Raw genomic sequence first — 20,318 nt, forward strand, 5'->3', positions numbered from 1 at the left:
AATGCGCCATCGTTGCCGCTATGAGAAAAATCCTCATCTGTATGCAAAGCCTTCTCAACAAACCAGACTTTCTCCCTGACAATCTTTCGAAAAATGATCCCATTTGCGCTTGATTTAATCACAGTTGCTTTAGTCCGCATCAGTGAGATTAGCCAGATACTCCGCACTTGTAGTTACACCCTTTGTACAGAGCGAATTCCTTTCGGACTTGCTTGGGCAAACCAATAGGGTCTACATCTTTAGGTTTACCGTCTAAAATCCCTCAACATGACAGACCAGCACCTTTACCTATCTCTGGTGCCAGAGGCGTTGATTTTTTCGATGCTTCCTCCCGAAAAGTTCGGGAAGTATTTGGCAATTGGAGACGAGAAGGCGAGCAGCTCGCCTGCACTATTTCTTGAAGTCGATCTGAACACTCAGATTGACGGAGTGGATCTGGACAAGGGGCGTTCCCGATGTGTCGCTCATCCAGATGGGTCGAGTCGAAGGTCTGCTTATGTATCGATTTACGACGTTTTTCGGCGTGTTCCGCTGCAAAGTTTCGGAAAGCTTCATTTGGCTACCGCGGATGGTTTGGTCCTTTCCCTGGATCGGCGTGAATACCAGCCGGGGGATACCGATCGTTTGTTTCTCTACCAGGAAGTCTGCCCGGTTACGCCTCGGGTAGCTACGAGCCTAAGCCCGCTCGACTTTTGCCGGTATGTGACAGATAAGGACAATCCTCTATACCTCCCCAAAATCATTTTTGCCGATCTCCTCATTGATGGTCTCGAAAAAGATCCGACGACCGGGGATGCCCAAAACCTTCCGTTCAAGAAAGTGGATCATCTGCGCAGCTGTTTGAAATCTGTTTCAGAGAGGGACGGAAAGAAGACCAAGATTGTCCAGCGTAACGACGGTTTCTCCGATCTGTTCTATTCGATCGACCAGGGTTTTTTTGTTGGTGATCAAAATGACTTCGCCTTCTACCCCATGCCTTCCGAGGACGAGCTTTCCGGAGAGCACAATCGGTGGCGTATTTCGGCAAGCCGTGGTGCGAGGTATTAGGATCCTCGATACACGAGCCAATCTTTAGTTTCTGCGAATTTCGAATAGACTATGCTTACATTTTTAAAATTTCTCGTTCCTTTACTGGGTATTGGTGGCCTCGTCGTAGCAGGATTGATTTTCCGAAGGGTCATGAGGCAATCCGGAGGAGAGGGTGAGATTGCAAATATTGCCTCGCAAATTCACCAGGGAGCCATGGTGTTCATGAGGCGTGAGCTGATCCTTCTCTGGATTTTTGTTCTGGTGATTGCGTTTGCACTTTATTTCAAGGATCTCAACGAGTCGATCGCGTTCATTTTCGGAGCTCTTTGCTCCTCGTTCGCTGGCTTTGTCGGTATGTTTACTGCGACCAAAGCGAACGTCCGCACCACTGTTGCTGCAAACGAGCAGGGATCTTCGGCTGCTCTCACCACAGCGTTTTTCGGTGGATCGATCATGGGACTGACGGTCGCCTCGATGGGATTGTTTGGAGTGGGAGGACTTTTTCTCTTCTTTGGAAAGACTGCTGACGACATTCACATCATCCACGGCTTCGCAATGGGTGGATCGTTGGTTGCCATCTTCTTTCGTGTCGGTGGGGGTATTTTTACGAAAGCAGCAGACGTTGGTGCGGATTTGGTGGGCAAAGTCGAGTCGGGTATTCCCGAGGATGATCCCCGGAATCCGGGAGTGATTGCCGACAACGTAGGCGACAACGTCGGTGATGTTGCCGGGATGGGTTCTGACCTTTTCGAGTCCTATTGCAACTCGATGATCGCATCCATGGCGATTGCGGCAACGCTTACCCTTGCCCCACTGGAGGCCTTGGGCGGAAATCAGGCCGCTTTGCTGTTTCTTCCGCTGGCTCTTGCGGCCATCGGGTTGCTCTGCTCGTTGGCCGGTATTGCCATCGTCGGCAAATCCTCCGGTAAGGATCCAGCTCGTGCATTGCGGACGGGAACCATGGGAGCGGCTGCTGTCTTCGTCGTGGCTGCACTTCTTGGGGTTCTTCTACTGGGAGTGTCACTCAAAGTGTGGCTCTGCGTTCTTGCGGGCTCGGTTGGAGGCATTTTAATCGGCCTTTCCACTGAATTCTACACTGGTGGGAGGCCAATGCGATCGATTGCGAAAGCGGGTGTTACCGGTGTGGCTACGGTGATGATTCGAGGGGTCGCAGTAGGACTGCAGTCCGTTGCCATTCCTCTAGCCGTCGTCGCTTTGATTCTGATTGTTGCTTCTAATTTGGGGGGACTTTACGGGGTCGGCATATCTGCGGTAGGAATGTTGGCGACCATTGGGATTACGATGAGTATTGATGCCTATGGACCGGTAGCGGACAACGCTGGTGGAATTGCTGAAATGGCAGGCCTTGGAAAAGAAGTCCGGGAAATTACAGATTCACTCGATGAGGTTGGCAATACGACAGCGGCAATTGGGAAAGGATTCGCGATCGGTGCAGCATCCCTCGCTGCGCTGGCAATTATCGCCGCCTACATCAATGTGGTCGGCGCCAATCGAGAAAGCTTTTCCCTCCTTCTATCGGATCCGAAGGTATTGACGGGACTCTTCCTTGGAGGCCTCTGTCCATTTCTCGTGGCCGCCATCACAATGAATGCGGTCGGGGATGCGGCACAAAAAATGATTGAAGAAATCCGTCGGCAGTTTCGGGAGATTCCCGGACTCCTCGAAGGAACGGGTAAGCCGGACTCCAATCGTTGCGTGGATATTGCGACGAACGCTGCCCTGAAGAAAATGGTCCTCCCGGCGGCAATCGCGATTCTTGCACCTGTTGCCATCGGATTTATTTTGGGAGCTGAGGCCCTCGGCGGTGCCTTGATCGGAGTTCTTTTGGCTGGAGTGCTTCTTGCACTGATGATGGCGAATAGTGGCGGGGCATGGGACAACGCGAAAAAGTATGTCGAGCAAGGCAATCACGGAGGGAAGAACTCCGAAGCTCACCGCGCATGCGTCGTGGGTGATACCGTCGGGGATCCATTTAAGGATACCTCGGGTCCGTCGATGAATATCCTGATCAATGTGATGGCGATCGTGAGTCTGGTGATAGCGCCGCTGCTGTAAAGCGTCTTGCAGGTTAAGGCAATGGGCCCGTCTGATGGGGAATTTGCATTAGTATTTGCGTCGAGTATCCTCCCTCTATGGAGAGGGAAGATAGAATAAAAGGAGCCGAAGAGGCGGAATCGAAAGAGTCGCCGAATTTGTGGACTTGGGGGGCTAAGTTTGCGGCTTCTGCTGGGTTGGCGGGAATGATCTGCTGCGTCGCTCCTGCGGTTTTGTTTATGTTTGGGCTGATGGGTGGAGTATATGCAATTTCGTTCGCCGACTTTTTCTACAAGGCTGACGGAAGCACTGGAACAGGGGCGTGGATTCTCCGGATAGTTGCGGTAGCTATTGGGGCCTACGGGATTTACCGTTACAAGACCCGGCAGGATCAGTGTTCGATTGATCCACGTCGAAAAAGGAAAAACCTGATTCTGCTGACGGTAGTGATCGCACTTTTAGGGGTTGGTGTATTCGTCACTCTGGAGAAATGGTCGGCGTGGTATTTTGACGAGGTGATTATGGAGGAATTCAGAGAACCGGAAACCTGATTCTAGATCCAAGAATCTGTTCTCGTGATTCGGGCCTTTGGGGTTCATCTTTCCTGCTCGCGAGAAAGACAACGGAGATCTGACTCCTCAACACTGAACCTCCAGCATTAATCATCATGAAGAATAAATTGATAACGACCATTGGGGTAGTTGTGGCTCTTGGCGCGTCTGCTACCCAAATATTTGCAGACGACGAAGCTGCTGTGCGCGAAGCCAATGCAGGATTCTACGAAGCACTCAACGCTATGTTCACGGGAGATCTCGAACCCATGAAGGAAGTGTGGTCGCATTCCGATACAGTAACTTACATGGGCCCGGACGGTGGTTTTCAAGTAGGATGGCCTGCAGTTTTGGCCGATTGGGAGAAACAGGCTGCGATGAAGTTGGGAGGAACGGTGCAGCCCGACGAGGTAGTGATCACCCTAGGTTCAGACCTGGCGATTGCCCACAACTACGAGAAAGGGCAGAACCTCGACGAAGAAGGCAAAGTTGTCGAGGTGTCCATCCGAGCGACCAATATCTTCCGCAATGAAAGCGGGGTATGGAAGATGGTTGGTCACCACACCGATACCTTGTCTTTTATCAAGTAGATTTACTGCTCATCAAAGGGTGACCGAACCGAATCAAAACCGTCAGACCTACGACCACTTTGCTGGGAACTACCACCGCAAACGACGGAATGAAGCGGATAGCTTGTGGAATCGTTACCTGGATAAGCCGATGATCGAGAAGATGATCGGCGAAGTGGATAAGGAGTCGATGGCTCTTGACCTTGGTTGCGGCAGTGGACACTTGACCGGGTGGTTGAAAGACAACGGATGGACAGTCTGTGGTTCGGATTTTTCCAGCGAGCTCATTGCACTTGCGAAGGAAGACCATCTGGACCTTGAATTCTCCGTCGCAGACATGCGGCAGACTCCTTATGCGGATGGATCGTTCGGTCTCGTTATTAGCGGGCTCGTCCTTCATTACATCGAGGACCTCAATCCTGTTTACGCCGAAGTGGCACGGTTGCTGGAAGATCAGGGCGTTTTCGTCTTCACCGTGCATCACCCGTTTGACGAAGTAACGGAGGTCGAGGCCAAGGGGGATCGTTTCGAAGCGCGGATGAATCCTTACTTCCATGGAAACTCTTACCGATGGACGTTATTGGATGGAATGGAGCTGACCTCCTATCACCACACCTTTGAGGTCATTTCCGAGGGCGCCCGCAAAAATGGATTTGTGATTGAACAGATTCTTGAGTCCCGAGCGGATGATCAGTTCAAGCAAAGCTACCCGGAGTTTTATGCGAGAACGAATGCTTACCCGTCGTTCTGTGGGTTTAAGGTGAGGAAGCGGTAATACCGAATTCGGTATAACCTAATCGCAAAGTGCTAGATCCGCTGAAGGGTTCGCCCACGGTTTGGTCCGGGTTTGATGGAGAACGCGGTGGTGGGTCCTAGCAGGCCTGCACCCACGTTCTGGGGCCATTCCACAATGAGGAGCCAAGGGTCGGTGAGGATCTCCTCGATGCAAAGAGAGTCGTAGTCGTCAGGCGTTTCCAGGCGGTAGGCATCGAGATGAATGAGCTGTCCGCGCGCCCCCGTGTAGGAGAGGAAATAGTGAAAGGTCGGGCTCTTTACGGTTTCTTTGACCCCCCATCCGGCGGCGATACCCTTGGCAAGAGTAGTTTTCCCGTCGCCTAGATCGCCTTCAAGGGTGATGGTTCGGTTCGGCTGGATATGGGCACCGATCCAGTTGCCAGCGGCGATGGTTGCCTCCTCATCGGGTAGGGCGAGTCCCTGCTCGAGTTGAGTCCAGCTGATCTGCATCGGTAACCGGCGGAGGTACTAGATAGACTACCCCTCTGTACGCTTGGTTTGGATTGCCCGCAGCTCTTTGCCGAGACGACTGAGTGCTTCGCAACCTTTGTCGTTGGGAAGGCAGGTGTTGATCAGGACCAATTGGTCAGTGGCCTTCTTCGCTTGGGCCAGTGCATCCATAAGCTCTTCCTCGGTCTTCACCTTGAAGGTAAGGGCGCCGTCTCCAAAAGCATGGGGTAGTTTCTCGTAATGCCACTGCTGAATGTCGTTATAGGGGCCGTCATGGATCGTTCGCTCCACGAGGTATCCGTCATTATTTACCACGATAAGAACTGGGTTTAGTCGGTTGCGAATCATGGTCGAAATCTCCTGTGCGGTCATCTGGAATGCTCCGTCTCCGATCAGAAGCCATACCCTTCTCTCAGGCCGGGCGAAGGCGACTCCCATAGTGGCCGGGAGCGAATAGCCGATGGAGAAGTAGTAAGACTGGGCGACGAACTCGTCGGGTCGATGAATAGGAAACTCAGCGGCTGCGAAAACAGAGTCTCCGGCATCGGCGACCAGAATGGATTGGTCATCGAGTTGTCGGCTGATCGCGTCGTAGAACCGAGACGGAGTAAGCGCGGTTTCTGCCTGTGGTTCGAAGGGTTGATCGATTTCGTAGCTGCTAGGGTAGCGATCTCTGGTGTAATCGTGACGCTTCACTTTCTCGGCCAGCTTCTCGAGGAAATCTCCCAACCAGACATTGCGGTAGAAATGGCTGGCGATCTGCACCTGGCTTCCATGAGCCGAGATCGCCTCGTGTTCAGGAAGGTGGGCGGTAAATCCACCGGTGCTGATGTCGTTGAGATAAACCCCCAGACTCAGTAGGCAGTCGCATTCCTCGAGCTGGTCGCGTATCTTCTCGCTGGAAAGCGCACCGATGTAGACTCCAGCAAACAAAGGGTGGTCTTCGCTAAGGAGAGACTTGCCATCCAGACTAGTCGCGAACGGGATATTGGTTTTCTCCACAAACCTTTGGAAGGCATCAATCAACCCGTAGCGCTGAAGTTCGACCCCGGCGAGTACAATGGGTTTCGCGGCTTCGTTCAACATGCGGGCTGCTTCTTCAACACTATCCTCCAATGACATGGGATCACTTTGAGGCTGTTGGAAAAACTCAATGGGCTCCGGTGCCTCACAAGGTGAATCCACACCGTCGACTGGAATTTCGAAGTAGACCGGACGTTTTTGGGTAATGCACTGCGAGAGGAGACGGTCGATCATCCGAGGGGCGGTCTCGGCGGAGCTGAGCAATGCAGAGCCAACGGTAACCCGCTCAAAAATGTCGAGCTGGAGTTGATAGTCAGAGGTAAGGTGATGCATACGAACACGGCCTTTTCGCTGGTCGGACTTTGGTGCGCCACTGATCAAGACGAGAGGCACTTGTTCCGCATAGGCTCCCGCGACTGCATTGAGAATACTGAAAGCTCCTACACCGTAAGTAACGACTGCCGCACCGATTCCGTTGAGGCGCGCGTAGGCGTCAGCAGCGTAGCCGGCATTCAGCTCATTACAGGTGCCGATGAGTTCGATCGGGCTTTCGACGATCCTGTCCATGAAATCGAGTACATAGTCACCGGGAACGCCGAAGGTGTGTTGAAGGCCCAGCTCGTTGAGACGTTGAAGCAGATATCGGCTGACGGTCGAGGTCGTTCTCATGAGTGATGGATGGATCTTTTCCCGTCTGAAGGCAAGGGTTAGCAAGTTGGCCCAACATAGAAAACTTGCCCTGAAGGCTCACTTGAGGAGTCAGAGGGGAATCGTTCCATCTCAAGGCTTCGTGCCAATCTTACCGTAGAAGCATCTGCCACCAAGGCGGATGACATTGTTTCTACGGGGAAATCCAGCTTTCAAGGGTCACCGGTTTTGGTTACCGATGCTAGCGTCTTTTCTAACGAAATACACCACATAAGGCGCGGAGTGTGTCTCGTCCTTCCATTCACTTGACCCACTGTCCTTTGCAAGAGGATAGAGAGCGGATTCGACCGAAAACCCGCTCAGCTCGAAAAAGCTGTGGTAGTCGTCGTCGGACCAGAAGGTATCCGTTACAACCGGACCATCAGGAAGAAGTTTAACCTTCACAGTCTGCCCAGAGCGCAAGGGTGGTTCGTTCTCTGGGAAATCGGTGTAGCAGGTCAACCACTGCCCCAAGTAGAATGCCTCGGTATTGGTTATGATGACTCCCGATCCACCAGGGCGGAGAGTTCGCCCGATTTCCTGTAAGGTCTTAGCCATACGGTTCGGGGAACTCTCCTCAAGAAGGGACCAACTGGAAAAAAATCCGTCGAACTGTTGGTCCGGAAAAGGGAGTGGCTGTCCGGCTGTAGTCCGATAAAAGGCTGCTTCGGGAACCCGCTTGCGCGCTTCCTCGATGATCTCGTTGTTTATGTCTACTCCCGAAACGGATGAGCCAAACTCGAGGAGAAATGAAGTCGAACGCCCCGCCCCACAACCGAAATCAAGGAGCGATTCGCCGGGGCTCCATTCGCTTTCCCGCACGGCATCAAAGGCAAGTTGGTCGGTGCCGTCGATCTTTCGGTTTCCGAATAGGCTTTGATCGTCGTAGGTAGACATGGTCTGGAGAAAATCGAATTGGCTGAAGAAAGACTTACGGGTCGGAAAGTCGGTCTTTCTCACGCAGACGTAGCTGCTTCTTAAGAACGACGCCAATTACAACAAATGCAATCAGGTCGAAAAAAATGATAACGGAGGTGATGGAAAAAACACCGATTCTCATATCCCCAAGGACGATTTTGAGCACGATCCAGAAGCTGGCGAAGCCGATGGCGATCAATGCCATAATCGCCCAAAACAGTTTTCTCCGCTGCGAATACGAAAGGTCAGAAGTGTTCATCGGTAGAGTGATTGGGATAGAGAGTAATCTCGATGGATTCAACCTTTGGGTCTCCAGACTTCGAGATACGATTGGTAATTAAGGGCCCTTAAGCCGCTCGTTATGCAAAGCATGCTCGCAAAAATCGAAATCGAAACCGGTATCGCTATAGAAAGCACTCGAGACCCGATATCGAATTCCGAGTATGTCCTGTTTAGGTAGCGAAGTAATAAAAGACCTGAGAGAAGACTTGCGATCGATCGTTGTTTCGCAGGGGTGAGTGTGCCCGATAAGGCTCGCAGACGATGGTCCTATCCCTCAAGGTTCCGGCGTGTCTGAGCGAGTAAGCCATACAGATCTTAAGAAGCCCGGTTGGGCGCAGACGATCTCTTGGGCGTTCTATGACTGGGCGAATACCGGGTACTCGATGATCGTTTTGGCGCTGATTTTCCCGCGGCTCTACAAGGGGTACTTTGGTTCTCAGTTGTCGGATGACCAACAGACGTTCTGGTTCACCATGACCGTTTCGGTCGCTAGTGTTTGCGTCGCAGTTCTCGCACCTTTTTTAGGGAGTTTTGGAGAACTTGGTGGCTTGCGAAAGAGACTGCTTCTGCGCTTTTGTGCGATCGGTGTCGTTGCGACGGGTGCGTGCTACCTTGTGGGGAAGGACCAATACGAGTTGGCCAGTCTGGTCTATATTGTCGGGACCGTAAGTTTCTACTCGGCAAATCTTTTCTCAGATTCGCTACTGGCAAAAGTGTCAACAAAAGAGAACCGTCACTTGGTCAGTGGGCTTGGCTTTTCCTTTGGCTACACAGCCGGATTTCTTCTTTTGGCAATCACTGTGGTCCTGACTACGAAAGCAGAAGAGTTCGGTTTTTCAGATGTAGGCGATGCGAGTCGCGCCATGTTTATAGTTGCGGCAATTTGGTGGGCTGTTTTTTCACTGCCTCTGGCATGGAAAATTCGTGAAAAGCCCCGGGCTGATCGCCCCTCTACCATCGCGATGGCCCGACAGAGTGCGACTAACACTTGGCAAACGTTAAAGGAGGTTGTGTCCCACAAACCGGTTCTTTGGTTCTTGGTGGCCTATCTTTTTTATATCGACGGAGTGAATACGATCATCACGACCGCTTCGAACTATGGGGCGACAGTCGGTTTTACACAGAACCAGATCATTGTCGGGTTTTTCATCGTTCAGATTTTCGGAGTTCCTTGTGCGATTCTTTTTGGTTTGCTGGGAAACAAGATTGGCCCGCGGCGGATGATTTATGTGGCCATGGGAATTTACTTGGTGGTGACGATTTACGGTGCGTTGATCGAGACCGAGCCTGTGGTCGTGTTTGGCATCTCGATTTCGGAGATGTATATCCTCGCAGCAATGATCGGTATGGTTCAGGGAGGGATCCAGGCCCTTTCCCGCAGCTACTTCAACAGTCTCATTCCGGTGGGTCGTGAGGTTTCTTTTTTTGGCTTCTACAGTATGATCGGAAAGAGTGCCGCAATACTCGGACCCATCTTGATCGGCTCGGTGGCGTTACTATTCAACAACCCCGAGAGTCCTGCCTTTTCCACTCGTCTGGGAATGGGGTCGGTCTCCATTCTCTTTGTTGTTGGCGCAATCTTTCTCCTCAAAGCAGGTCGTGCGGAACAACGCGCAAGCACCGAATCTTAGATTTCAGAATCCAAACTTTGAGCCCGCGTGGTGCAAATGTGCCCTCGCTACGGCTTGCGGGCTGAGACCAGCGAGAAATGGTCAGTGACTGATTGGACGGTAAAGTCCACGAAACCTTCGTCTTGCAAGAAGCTGCGAAGCTCTTCAGCACTGTATTGCTTACCGCGCATTAGGTAGACCATGTACATCGAAAAGCCGGTGGCGGAAAGCCCGCCATTGCGGCTATCGTCAAGGAGCATTTCGAAGAGAAAGATGCGACCGCCAGAGGGAAGCGCAGCAAAACTGTTTCGCGCCATCAATCTACACCTCTCCTCCCACCAGTCATGAAAGACGTTGCTGAAGAAGACTCCGTCATAACCGCTTGGCCAATCGGGGGAGAACATGTCTCCGGGTTGGACGTCTACTTGTTCTTCCGCATCGAGTTTTTCAATAAAGGTTTTGGTGACGTTACAGACCGGTTTCAAATCAACGACAGTGCATTTCATCTCCGGATTTTGCCGGGCGATCGCGATTGAAAAGCAACCTGAACCGCCTCCCATGTCGAGCAAGCGGGTGACTGAACCAAAGTCGACCAACGCTGCAACCGATTGCGCGAGACCCCAAAAAAGCGCGTGCATGCACTCAGTGAATCCACGAGCCTCTTCATCACTTGGTTCACCCGCATCCCATTCGTCGATTAGGGAGTCTTCGGAATCCAATTTGCCTTGAAAGGAACCGGTCTTGTTTTCCAGCATGGCCTTCTTGAGCGGCTCTGCCCCCATGAGTAAAGGGCGGTTCATCTCGAAGACAGGGCCCCAGTAGTATTCGCTTCTAGGAAGAAGGTAGGTGTTGGCGATGGGAGTTAGGTAGTAACGTCCCTCGTGACAATCGAGGAGCGAGAGAGATACCAGCATACCGAGCATAGCCTCAGTAGGTCTTCCATCCAGCGCTAGCTTTTTTGCGATTTCGGGACGGCTTAGCGGTTCCTCGTCCAGGATCCCAAAGAGATTGAGATCATCTGCGACAAGAATGGTAGGGTAGTGGATGAAGCTGTGGACAATGTCCCGGAGCGGACCGTCGGATGAGGGAGGGAAGGGGGACTGAAGAAGTTTTTTACTCATGTTTCTGAGTGTTTGGGCGTATGCGTTTCGAACACTTGGCGAAATAGATCTTACGGATCAAACAGGTATCGGATCTAGAAGTGATAGACAAGGCGCTGTTGGTGAGGAGGAATGGTATATTCGGAAGTCCCTTCATTGTTTCGTGGACAAGGCAAAGGCGGGGCGGGTAGTTTTTCGAATCAATGGTCTCGAACGAAGGAGAACGCATCTCGGTAGTCATTCCCGTTTACAACGAAGCGGGGAATTTGCCCGATCTACGGAAAAAGCTGGTGACATCGCTGGAGGAAGTTGGGAAAGAGTGGGAGTGCATCCTGGTAAATGACGGTAGCACGGACGGCAGTGCAGAGATCTTGGACCAGCTGCAAACTGAGGACAGCCGGTTCAAGGTGATTCATTTTCGTCGTAATTACGGACAAACAGCGGCGATGCAGGCAGGGTTTGATGCAGCGAGCGGAGACATCATCGTGCCGATGGATGGCGATCTTCAGAATGATCCGGCGGATATTCGAAAAATGCTTGAGAAGCTGAACGAGGGGTATGACGTGATCTCAGGTTGGAGGATAGACCGCAAGGACAAGAAGGTTTCCCGTGTGTTTGTGAGTCGTATCGCTAATCGGGTGATATCGTGGATATCGGGGGTGCGTCTTCATGACTATGGATGCTCGCTAAAGGCATACCGCAGAAGAGTTTTGGAAGGTGTGCGCCTCTATGGTGAAATGCATCGGTTTATACCAATCTATGCCAGTTGGCAGGGTGCGAAAGTCGCGGAGATTGCGGTGAACCATTACCCAAGGGTACATGGAGAATCGAGCTATGGCTTGGAGCGTGTATTCAAGGTGATTTTGGATCTAATGGTCGTGAAGTTCCTCCACCACTACTCTCATAAACCGATGTATCTCTTTGGCGGGATCGGGTTGATCTTCTTCTTTCTTGGTTTCGTCTCGTTCATCTGGATGTTCTGGCTCAAGCTTTTCGAAGAGATCCAGCTTACTGGGACACCACTTCCCTTACTGACTGTTTTTATGGGTTCCTTGGGTGTTATATCCATACTGATGGGACTGCTGGCGGAGCTTGGGACTCGGACCTATTTCGAGTCTCAGGGGAAGCGAACGTATATTATTCGTGAGGCGGATACAGACTCATCCGACGTGGACGTTTTCGTCGACTAGGGCAATAGCGCGGCTGATCGATGTTCAAAGGAAAAAAAGTCGTCGTGGTAATGCCGGCCTACAATGCGGCGAAGACGATTGTAAAAACCCACCACGAGGTGATGGAGCAGGGGATCGTCGACCAGGTAATCGTAGTCGATGATCAGAGTTCGGACGATACGGTAGCTGTTGCGGGAGAACTGGCTAAAACGACGGTGCTTAGTCACGTGACGAACATCGGTTACGGTGGAAATCAAAAGAGTTGTTACCGGTTGGCTCTCGAGAATGGTGGGGATATCATCGTGATGGTTCATCCGGATTATCAATATACTCCGCAGCTGATTCCCGCCATGGTGTCTATGATTGGGAATGGGCTTTATTCTTGTGTTCTGGGGTCGAGAATTCTCGGTGGTCATGCGTTGGCGGGTGGGATGCCCCGGTGGAAATATGTTGCGAACCGATTTCTGACTGCTTTTCAGAATTTACTCATGGGGGCGAAGCTCTCCGAATACCACACCGGCTACCGAGCATTTTCGCGGGAGATGATCGAGGATCTCGATTTGTCCGGAAATTCAGATGACTTCGTGTTCGATAACCAGATGCTTTCTCAGATCCTCTGGAAGGGATACAAGATTGGCGAAGTATCCTGTCCGACGAAGTATTTTCCTGAAGCCTCTTCAATCAACTTTCGGAGAAGCACGCAGTATGGTCTTGGTTGCTTGTGGAATTCCTTCCTTTTTCGGATGGGAAAAATGGGACTGGTGCGATCTAAGTTATTTTCAACCGATTAGCGTAGTGTGAGCTGGAGTCGGGTCGATTCTCGTCTGGCGCTTGGCGCTTTGTTGGCAGGTATAATAGTGGCCTACATCGTAGCTCGGCCCCTTTACATCTCTGATTCCCGCACTGTTTTGGAAGTTCGCTTTTCGGGTGCTTCACAGACGGAAGAAGTTCCCGAATTCAAGATCACTTACGATCGAGGCCTGGGTTTCAAGAGTCTGCGGGTTGTCGATCCGTTTCATCCAGAGACCGATGATTCTACCCTCTATCGTTGGGAGTTCGATTCGCGTCCTATTCAAGCGGTTCAGGTAGGTATTCTTGGATGGCAGGGCCCTCTCACCATCGAGAGGGCAAGAATTGTCGACGGCGCGGGAACCGTTCTATACCGTTTCGAACCAAAATTTGTCAGACTTGCTGAGGGCTCTACCGAAAGCTATCCGCTGCCACAGACTTCTCCGGGAACTTATTATCGCCTTATTCTTCCAGTGGAAGGGGAAATCATTCCCGTCAACCGCTCCTTCTCTGCAGAGAGTTTCCGGTCTACTTTGATCGGATTCGCTTTAGGAGCCTTCGTCTTTTTTTTCGCGTTTCAACTGTGTCGAACCGCTCCCCTTTGGATGTCTTGGGTTTCTGTCTTTCGTGCGGAATACCGCCCGGCTGTTCAAGTGGCCGTACCTCGGCGTAGCATTCTTTATGGCTCAATCGTCCTTCTGGTCGGACTTATCTTTTACCGTTCCTGGGAGGTGTTCTCGTTTCCTAGTCTCTTTGTTGAAGACACTTTTCATTACTTCAACTACAACTACGCCAACCGAAATTCGTTGTGGGATGCCTTGGGGCGCAATCCAAATGGATACCTGAATCTTTTTCCCAATTTAATGGGATGGGTTTTTGGTTACCTTGATGTGCGGTGGGTTGCAGCGGCCTATGTTTGGTTGGCGGTTTCGGTCTGCCTGTTGACTGTTTTTCTACCCGTGCTCGCCGGATTGTTCCGAAACTCGTGGATCGTTTTTCTGGTGCCCTTGGTTCTGGGACTCAGCGGACTGAATCATATCTTCTACCTGACGACGCTCACCTACCAGATGTACATCGTTGTCCTGATTCTTCTGGTGATTCTCTTTTGGCGGGCGCCCAATGGCTGGTTTGGATTGGCGGTCAGAGTTGCTCTAGGGGCGTTCTTGATTTTCTCGGGACCGTATTCTGTTGTGGCTGTTCCTTTGGGCCTTTTCCTGTTGGTGGTCTACAAGCCTTCCCGTCAGTCATCGTTCTGGGCTTCCATGGTCTATGTGGGTGTCGTTTTCACCGAGACTTCCGCTAGTGTGGTTCGCCTGGAAAATGTGCTCGAGCCTGCGGTCGTCGAACGAATGTTCACGGTGGTTGTTGATCGAATTTTCTTCCTCGGTCTCTTCGATCCGGGACCGCTGGTAGGGACGATTCTCGTATGCGCTGTTTTGATACTTCTTTATTTGTTGCTGAAGCGTGATGGAGAATTCCTGCGAATAGGAACCGGGTTTTTGCTGATCACTGTTCTTGGGATGGCGCCTCTGTTTCTGAGTCAAAAGTTCTCTCTCTATCCCGACCCCTACGACTGTCATGTGCTGGTTTCCCAGTTCTTCTGGCTGATTTTTCTTCTCTTTTCGGTAGATCGCTTGATGGGTCGATTCAGGGGTATGGAAAGGGTAGGCCCCGTGCTCGCAGTCCTAGTTGCCGTATTTCTTTGGGTAGATCACGTGAAGCACCCCCAGAAAGGGTATCTAGAACCAAATCCGGAAATGCAGGATTTCCTCGATAAGGTGCATTCAGCAGAGTTACTGAAACTGGAAGAGCGAAACGAGTTCGTTTTGTTAGAGAGCACCGGTGCGATGCAGGACGCTTTTGAGGCAAGAGTTCGGGTAGGTAGTGCGCGGCCGGACGCCCGAGAGGTTGCCGAAGAGGACCTGGTTTTGCCGTAGGCAAAGGAGATAGTGGAATGGTCTTCAGTTCACATGTATTTCTTTTCCTATTTCTACCGATAGTCCTGGTAGTCTACTTTCTCTCTCCGCGTCCGGCTCGAAATTCCGTTCTTCTTTTTTTCAGTCTCATTTTCTATGGCTGGGCGAATCCACTCTTCGCCCTTCTCCTGATTCTTACTGTCGTCGTCTGTTACTTTGCCGGGAATTTAGCGGATCGTCGCAACCGTGGTCTTTCGGGGCGGCCGGGGTTGTGGCTCGGTGTCGTTTTTCCTCTGTTGGTCCTCGCGATTTTCAAGTATTTCAACTTCGCCCGCGACAATTGGAACGCCCTGGTCTCCGCATGGGGAACTGGTCTGGCTGAACTGGATCTTGCCTTGCAGATCGTTCTCCCTCTGGGACTCAGCTTTTATACCTTTCAGGCAATTTCCTACGTGGTTGATATCTACCGTGGGGATGCTCGTCCGCAGAAGAATCCTTTCGACTTTGCGTGTTACATAGCTCTCTTCCCTCAGTTGGTCGCCGGGCCAATTATTCGCTACGGAGAGATCGAAAAACAACTCCGTGAGCGTCAAGAGAGTGTTGAGCGTTTTGCGAGAGGGATTGCCCTCTTCGCGCTCGGGTTCTCCAAAAAGATCCTTCTGGCAAACCCTTGCGGACAGATTGCAGATGCGGTCTTTGAAACAGGGGCAACAACGACTCTCGATGCGTGGATGGGGGTCTTTGCTTACTCGATGCAGATCTACTTCGACTTCAGTGGTTATTCCGATATGGCTTTAGGTCTCGGGCTCATGTTCGGGTTTGTTTTCCCGATCAATTTCAACTCTCCCTACCGGTCGGTCTCGATCACGGATTTCTGGAGACGATGGCACATCTCTCTTTCGAGTTTTCTTCGTGACTATCTCTACATCCCGTTAGGAGGAAATCGAAAAGGACCGAGTCGGACATACGCAAATTTGATGATCGTCATGCTTCTAGGCGGACTCTGGCATGGAGCGTCGTGGACCTTCGTAGTTTGGGGTGCCTACCACGGAGCTTGGTTGGCCATCGAACGTTTCTGGGGTGAGCGCGTGGGGGTGAAATTGCTGCCTCCGGTCTTGGCAATCCCTGTAGTTTTCGTCGTGGCGTCCCTTGGTTGGGTTTGGTTCCGTGCTGAGAGTTTTTCGGAAGCCGCGGCGATCTTTCGCAGTCTGTTTGGATGGGGTGATCCAGCGATTCAATCTCTGCTGTTGGACGGTTGGATCCAGCAGCCGTACTTGATTGCAACCTTCTTTCTAGCGATTGGGGTCGCGTGGTTCGCAAAGCCTTCCCAACTGTTTCTGCGAAGACTTACGTTCTTGAAAGCACTTTGGATTAAAGCGGTCTTGATTGTAGCGGTAATCGCTATGTCGAACCAGAGTTTCAACCCGTTTATTTATTTTAACTTTTAGGAGGTTGGGATGATAGGTGTCAGTGTTCGGGTGTCAGGGTTTGGTTTAACGAATCGGTTTAGGGATAGTGAATGAAAGAGAAGACGTTTTTAGCGGTTGAGGATCTTGAGGTCTATCGGAAGCTTTGCGAGCTCCACCTGGAGGTCTGCGATTTGACTCATCAATGGCCACAAGAGGAGCGATATGAACTGGGAAGCCAGGTCAGGCGGTCGTCAAACAGTTCGCCATCACAGCTAGCCGAAAAGAATGATGATCGGCATGTTCGTAACAAGATTGAAGGCGTAAACCGAAGTCGCGGAGAGGCCGCAGAAACGGTCCATCATCTTTACATGGCGTTTCGGAAGCAGTATCTCTCAGAGAAAACGTTCCAGAATTACCGAGATCGCTATCGGCAGTGTATCCGTATGCTCAATGGACTTGAGCGAACATTGGAGAATAAACTCCCTTCCTCGGATCGGCGTTGGAAAGTCGAAGAGGGAAGCACTCATTGCAGCGAGAATAGCAAACTAAATCCCTCAGGATGGCCTTCAGAGATTAACGACACCTGACACTCGACACCTGAAACCCATACTAAGATGAACAGAGAACAAGAAGCATGGGACGAACTAGAGCGCTCGAGCGTATCTAAAGCAAGTCGTTGGTTCCTTGTGTGTTTCTTTCTCCTATCGCTATTCGCGATTTTCGGTTTTGATCTTTGGAAGACTTACGGTCCCCGGGACGCCGTTCTCGTCTTCACGGAGCGTTCGCGTCCGATCCTCGAGGATGCCTCCATGGGAAAGAAAGTTCTCGACTGGAACGATGAGGTTCTCGCTGATATTGGTTCATTCGAAGATCAGATCGCGGATGAGAGCATCCTGCGCAAAACGGTGCCCGCCTATCAGTGGCTGTTTCTTGAAGTATTGCACACCTCTGGAACGGGGAGGGTTTTACTGGGGAACGGCAACTGGTATTTTCTAAAAGAGGGTGTGGAGTCTTCACTGGGGTGGGGAATTCCGGGAGAATTGAGGGAAGCAGACTGGGCGGTGCGTCGTGTCGCGGGACGTTTGGCGGAGCTCGATATACAACTTGTGCTGCTTCCTATTCCAGGGAAAGCCTCCATTCAGCCTGCGCAGTTTTCCAACCGATTTGAAAGAGCGGAAACGGTGCCAACGTTGCCTGATTACGACGAGGTTTACAAAGCATGGGATCAACTGCCCGGTGTCTCCGTTGTCCGCGCGGACCAGATACTCGCTGCACGAACCAATCGTGGGGAGGTTTCCTTCCTGGAGAGAGATACCCACTGGAATCCGGAAGGACTTCATGCGGTCTTAGAGCGATTGGTCTCCGAAGTTCCTAAGAACTCCCCGAACGGCGGAGACTTTGCTGCCGATGAGTTTTCGGGCGAGGGTGACTTGACGCGAATGATGGATTTGCCGGCCGACACGGTTCCACGTGAGAGGGTGCAGCGAACGGTCGTTCAGGATGAACGTCAGTGGACGACTGAAGCAGAGGTCTATTTTCTCGGGGATAGCTTCGCCGCAATCTATTCCGATGAGGCTTTGGGTTGGGGAGAAAATGCGGGTTTGAAGGACCAGCTCCCCGTTCGGCTCGATGAGCCAGTCGAGTTTTTCATCAACTACGGTGATCCAGTCGGAGATCCGACCCGTCAGTTGGAAAGACGACTGGATCAAATCTCTCTGGAACAGGCACCAAGGGTGGTTATTTGGCAGTTCGCCGAAAGGTTCTTGAGTCAGGGAGCTTGGGCGAATGTGTTTCGATCAAAGCCAGATTAGTTTTCAACCGATCTTACCCGCGAAGATTCTAGAGCATTCTGAATTTATTCTATCGCATCAGGTGGGGAGAAAAAAGAGGGCAGCGCAAGGCGGCCCTGAGTGTAGCGGGCTAGAAGCCCGTAAACTCAGGACTAACGCTGCGACCCCTCTTTTTTGCCCCATCCGTAGGACTGAGTGCTTTTTTGTGCCAACAGCGTTTGAGCGACTCTCACGCACTTCTAGTGCGCTACGAGGCGCTCTGCCTCGTTGGTCACAAAAAATCTCTTCAGCCTGATGGGACAGAATAAATTCAGAATGCTCTAAAAGGGATGAGAGAGAAGCAGCTCTCCACAATAAAGGCAGCGAGTATGGTTCCGGTGGTTTTTCCGGCCGCATTTGTGGCACTCGCGAGCTGAGGGCTTCTTCTTTTTTCCATCGAGTTTTCCGTCTTCCAGATCCACCTCGGAGACTTTGTAGATCAAGTCCTCATCAGAGAGTCCGGTTTTCTCCTTCAGGAGAAGCCACATTGCCTCACTCACGATCTCCAGCTTGTCCAAACGCTGCTGTAGATCTCGAATGTCGGATTTGATTGCCGTGGAACCCCGTCCCGCGCCCGAGAATAGATCTTGATAACCTGAACTGCCTGAATTTCCGATCATCAAGAGAAAGCTGATCGGTTCTGATGCCGGCTGCAAGGATGATCGTTTTGGAGTCTTCAGTCTTGCTCCCGGTATCGTCCGTTTTGAAACTGCGGCATGGCGGTTAAGTCGGCAGAGTTTGATCTCGATCGGATAGATTCCATTCTATCGACCGGGAACAGGGCCGTTGCCGAAAAGTACATCAATGGGTTGCCGAGCGCGGAGCGGGCCCGGCTTCTCTCGAGAATGGATGACGAGCCTCGGGAAAAACTGTTCAGTTTGTTGAGCGCGGAATTTGCCGCCGATCTTCTTCAGAGCCTGGGAGAAGCGCAGTCGGTTGAGATCCTTGAGTCGGTAGATCCTGAGCTGGCGGCGAGCGTTGTGGATTTGGTTCCGAGTGACGAGCAGGCTGATCTACTAACGGGCTGTGATGAGGAGGTAGCTGAGAAGATCCTGGAAGCGATGAGTCCCGAGGAGGCGAGTGATGCCCGGGATCTGATGCAATACGGCTGGCACACTGCTGGCGGAATGATGATCACCGAGTTTCTCGCTTTCCGTGAGCTGGCTACCGTTCAGGAAGTCACGGAAAACATGCGGGAGAACCGTGACCGCTATGCTGATTTTGACATCCAGTATGTGTATGTGACCAGTGGAGCAGATCGACTCCTCGGCGTTCTTAGACTAAGAGATTTGGTGCTCGCTCATCCGGAAGACACGGTTACTTCCATGATGATTGGAAACCCGTTGTCTGTGGAAGTGGAGACGCCTCTTCACGATCTTCACCAACTCTTTCAGGATCATCATTTCCTTGGGTTACCGGTGGTCGATTCGACCGGCAAGCTCCTCGGAGTCCTCCAGCGGTCAGCGGTCGAGGAGTCGATGGGTGAGGAGGCTACAGAGAATTATCTAAAAGCCAGTGGACTGGTTAGTAGCGAAGAGTTACGCACGATGCCCCTTCTCAAAAGGGTCCGTGGACGCTTACCGTGGCTATCCATCAACATTGTTCTCAACGCGATCGCCGCCAGTATCATCGCGATCAATCAGGATGTCTTGGAACAGCTCGTGGTTTTAGCGGTCTTTCTGCCCATTATTTCCGACATGAGCGGTTGTTCCGGAAATCAAGCGGTTGGGGTCAGCGTTCGGGAATTGACTCTTGGTTTGGTGAAACCGAGGGAAGTTTTTCGTGTCTTTCTCAAGGAGCTCAGTATTGGAACCGTCAACGGTTTGGTTCTCGGCCTCTTGGTTGGAACGGCCGGAACGATTTATCAGGGAAACGTATGGTTTGGAGTAGTCGTTGGAAGTGCACTGATGCTCAATACGATTGTCTCGGTATTGATTGGTGGTTCGGTGCCTCTAATCCTCAAAGGACTCAAAAAGGATCCGGCTTTGGCTTCCGCACCTATTTTGACCACGATCACCGATATGTGCGGCTTCTTTTTTGTTCTTACCTTTGCGTCGATTTTGATGAGCCGTTTGGTCTAAGGCGAAAGCCCTCTTTGGACATCGAGGCCGATGTCCCTCCACGTTTGGTGGCTGCT

General features: G+C 51.6%; 19 protein-coding genes. 13 read left to right on the forward strand and 6 right to left on the reverse strand.

What is annotated here, in order from left to right:
• Nucleotides 1–267: 267 nt before the first annotated feature.
• The 5 genes from AAGJ81_14525 to AAGJ81_14545 all read left to right on the forward strand — a co-directional run bounded on the left by AAGJ81_14525 (nucleotide 268) and on the right by AAGJ81_14545 (nucleotide 4,979).
• Complete coding sequence (locus tag AAGJ81_14525; GenBank protein ID MEM0967359.1) at nucleotides 268–1,047, forward strand: hypothetical protein; 780 nt, start codon at nucleotides 268–270, stop codon at nucleotides 1,045–1,047.
• A gap of 51 nt (nucleotides 1,048–1,098) precedes the next feature.
• Nucleotides 1,099–3,105 carry a sodium-translocating pyrophosphatase gene (locus tag AAGJ81_14530; GenBank protein ID MEM0967360.1) on the forward strand — a complete coding sequence of 669 codons (2,007 nt, stop codon included), beginning with the start codon at nucleotides 1,099–1,101 and terminating at the stop codon, nucleotides 3,103–3,105.
• Between the two features lie 77 nt (nucleotides 3,106–3,182).
• Entirely contained in the window at nucleotides 3,183–3,635 is a 453-nt protein-coding gene (locus tag AAGJ81_14535; protein ID MEM0967361.1) for a hypothetical protein, read from the forward strand.
• A 116-nt stretch (nucleotides 3,636–3,751) separates the two neighbouring features.
• Nucleotides 3,752–4,225, forward strand: a complete 474-nt coding sequence (locus AAGJ81_14540) for a nuclear transport factor 2 family protein (GenBank protein ID MEM0967362.1) — start codon at nucleotides 3,752–3,754, stop codon at nucleotides 4,223–4,225.
• 19 nt (nucleotides 4,226–4,244) lie between these two features.
• Nucleotides 4,245–4,979 carry a class I SAM-dependent methyltransferase gene (locus tag AAGJ81_14545; GenBank protein MEM0967363.1) on the forward strand — a complete coding sequence of 245 codons (735 nt, stop codon included), beginning with the start codon at nucleotides 4,245–4,247 and terminating at the stop codon, nucleotides 4,977–4,979.
• 32 nt (nucleotides 4,980–5,011) lie between these two features.
• On the opposite strand, the gene tsaE is transcribed toward AAGJ81_14545, so the two are convergent.
• The 4 genes from tsaE to AAGJ81_14565 form a co-directional block, all read right to left on the reverse strand.
• Nucleotides 5,012–5,449, reverse strand: coding sequence for a tRNA (adenosine(37)-N6)-threonylcarbamoyltransferase complex ATPase subunit type 1 TsaE (gene tsaE, locus AAGJ81_14550; GenBank protein MEM0967364.1), 438 nt, complete (start codon nucleotides 5,447–5,449; stop codon nucleotides 5,012–5,014).
• Between the two features lie 27 nt (nucleotides 5,450–5,476).
• Nucleotides 5,477–7,141: a thiamine pyrophosphate-binding protein gene (locus AAGJ81_14555; protein MEM0967365.1), complete on the reverse strand. Its 1,665-nt coding sequence runs from the start codon at nucleotides 7,139–7,141 to the stop codon at nucleotides 5,477–5,479.
• 198 nt (nucleotides 7,142–7,339) lie between these two features.
• Nucleotides 7,340–8,056, reverse strand: coding sequence for a class I SAM-dependent methyltransferase (locus AAGJ81_14560; protein ID MEM0967366.1), 717 nt, complete (start codon nucleotides 8,054–8,056; stop codon nucleotides 7,340–7,342).
• A 34-nt stretch (nucleotides 8,057–8,090) separates the two neighbouring features.
• Nucleotides 8,091–8,336, reverse strand: a complete 246-nt coding sequence (locus AAGJ81_14565) for a hypothetical protein (GenBank protein MEM0967367.1) — start codon at nucleotides 8,334–8,336, stop codon at nucleotides 8,091–8,093.
• A gap of 310 nt (nucleotides 8,337–8,646) precedes the next feature.
• On the opposite strand from AAGJ81_14565, the gene AAGJ81_14570 reads away from it, so the two are divergent.
• On the forward strand, nucleotides 8,647–9,990 hold the full coding sequence (locus AAGJ81_14570; protein ID MEM0967368.1) for an MFS transporter: 1,344 nt from the start codon (nucleotides 8,647–8,649) through the stop codon (nucleotides 9,988–9,990).
• A 47-nt stretch (nucleotides 9,991–10,037) separates the two neighbouring features.
• On the opposite strand, the gene AAGJ81_14575 is transcribed toward AAGJ81_14570, so the two are convergent.
• A complete protein-coding gene (locus tag AAGJ81_14575; protein ID MEM0967369.1) occupies nucleotides 10,038–11,090 on the reverse strand; it encodes a methyltransferase in 1,053 nt (350 codons plus the stop codon).
• Between the two features lie 182 nt (nucleotides 11,091–11,272).
• On the opposite strand from AAGJ81_14575, the gene AAGJ81_14580 reads away from it, so the two are divergent.
• The 6 genes from AAGJ81_14580 (at nucleotide 11,273) to AAGJ81_14605 (ending at nucleotide 18,163) form a co-directional block, all read left to right on the forward strand.
• Nucleotides 11,273–12,259, forward strand: a complete 987-nt coding sequence (locus tag AAGJ81_14580; protein MEM0967370.1) for a glycosyltransferase family 2 protein — start codon at nucleotides 11,273–11,275, stop codon at nucleotides 12,257–12,259.
• Between the two features lie 20 nt (nucleotides 12,260–12,279).
• Entirely contained in the window at nucleotides 12,280–13,029 is a 750-nt protein-coding gene (locus AAGJ81_14585) for a glycosyltransferase family 2 protein (GenBank protein ID MEM0967371.1), read from the forward strand.
• Nucleotides 13,030–13,095: 66 nt separating this feature from the next.
• On the forward strand, nucleotides 13,096–14,964 hold the full coding sequence (locus AAGJ81_14590) for a hypothetical protein (protein MEM0967372.1): 1,869 nt from the start codon (nucleotides 13,096–13,098) through the stop codon (nucleotides 14,962–14,964).
• A 17-nt stretch (nucleotides 14,965–14,981) separates the two neighbouring features.
• Nucleotides 14,982–16,391, forward strand: coding sequence for an MBOAT family protein (locus AAGJ81_14595; GenBank protein MEM0967373.1), 1,410 nt, complete (start codon nucleotides 14,982–14,984; stop codon nucleotides 16,389–16,391).
• 71 nt (nucleotides 16,392–16,462) lie between these two features.
• Nucleotides 16,463–16,939 carry a four helix bundle protein gene (locus tag AAGJ81_14600; GenBank protein MEM0967374.1) on the forward strand — a complete coding sequence of 159 codons (477 nt, stop codon included), beginning with the start codon at nucleotides 16,463–16,465 and terminating at the stop codon, nucleotides 16,937–16,939.
• 27 nt (nucleotides 16,940–16,966) lie between these two features.
• Nucleotides 16,967–18,163 carry a hypothetical protein gene (locus AAGJ81_14605; protein ID MEM0967375.1) on the forward strand — a complete coding sequence of 399 codons (1,197 nt, stop codon included), beginning with the start codon at nucleotides 16,967–16,969 and terminating at the stop codon, nucleotides 18,161–18,163.
• Nucleotides 18,164–18,462: 299 nt separating this feature from the next.
• Here the strand turns inward: AAGJ81_14605 and AAGJ81_14610 are convergent, their stop codons facing one another.
• Nucleotides 18,463–18,801, reverse strand: coding sequence for a hypothetical protein (locus tag AAGJ81_14610; protein ID MEM0967376.1), 339 nt, complete (start codon nucleotides 18,799–18,801; stop codon nucleotides 18,463–18,465).
• A 96-nt stretch (nucleotides 18,802–18,897) separates the two neighbouring features.
• Between AAGJ81_14610 and mgtE the strand changes: the two genes are divergently transcribed.
• On the forward strand, nucleotides 18,898–20,262 hold the full coding sequence (gene mgtE, locus AAGJ81_14615; protein MEM0967377.1) for a magnesium transporter: 1,365 nt from the start codon (nucleotides 18,898–18,900) through the stop codon (nucleotides 20,260–20,262).
• The last annotated feature ends 56 nt before the right edge of the window (nucleotides 20,263–20,318 follow it).

This window comes from Verrucomicrobiota bacterium, assembly GCA_038744685.1.
Taxonomy (GTDB): Bacteria; Verrucomicrobiota; Verrucomicrobiia; order Opitutales; family Puniceicoccaceae; genus Puniceicoccus.